1 protein-coding gene is annotated in these 318 nt (G+C 61.6%); it reads right to left on the bottom strand.

The features are described from left to right. A partial coding sequence (locus AF337_RS28940) for a DNA cytosine methyltransferase (RefSeq protein WP_160320373.1) occupies nucleotides 1-318 on the bottom strand: 318 nt, incomplete at both ends.

Here is a 318-nt window from a genome sequence, read left to right as displayed (position 1 = left end):
GCCGCGGCGCGTGACAACGGTGGACGCTACGTCGTTGGCCTCCCGCCGCTCTCTGGCCCATTCGTAGGCTCCTTCCCAACCGTTTGCCGCCATCAGATCAACGAGGACGTCGCCGATGTTGGCACTCCGCTGTGGGAATTTCGGCGGCATTCGGAATCCGCGTGCTAGATCCTTGCGGATCCCGATGAACAGGACACGGCTTCGTTCCTGAGCCAGCCCATAGTCCTTTGCTTGGATGCGATGAATATCGACCTCGTAGCCAGCACGCTTAAAGCCACGGAGGACGTCGGCGACATGGTCCGAGTGGCGCGCCTGTAG

The organism is Rhizobium ecuadorense (genome assembly GCF_001187535.1).
Taxonomy (GTDB): Bacteria; Pseudomonadota; Alphaproteobacteria; order Rhizobiales; family Rhizobiaceae; genus Rhizobium; species Rhizobium ecuadorense.
Note: the sequence above shows the minus strand (reverse complement) of the source record. Positions and strands in the feature narration are given on the sequence as shown.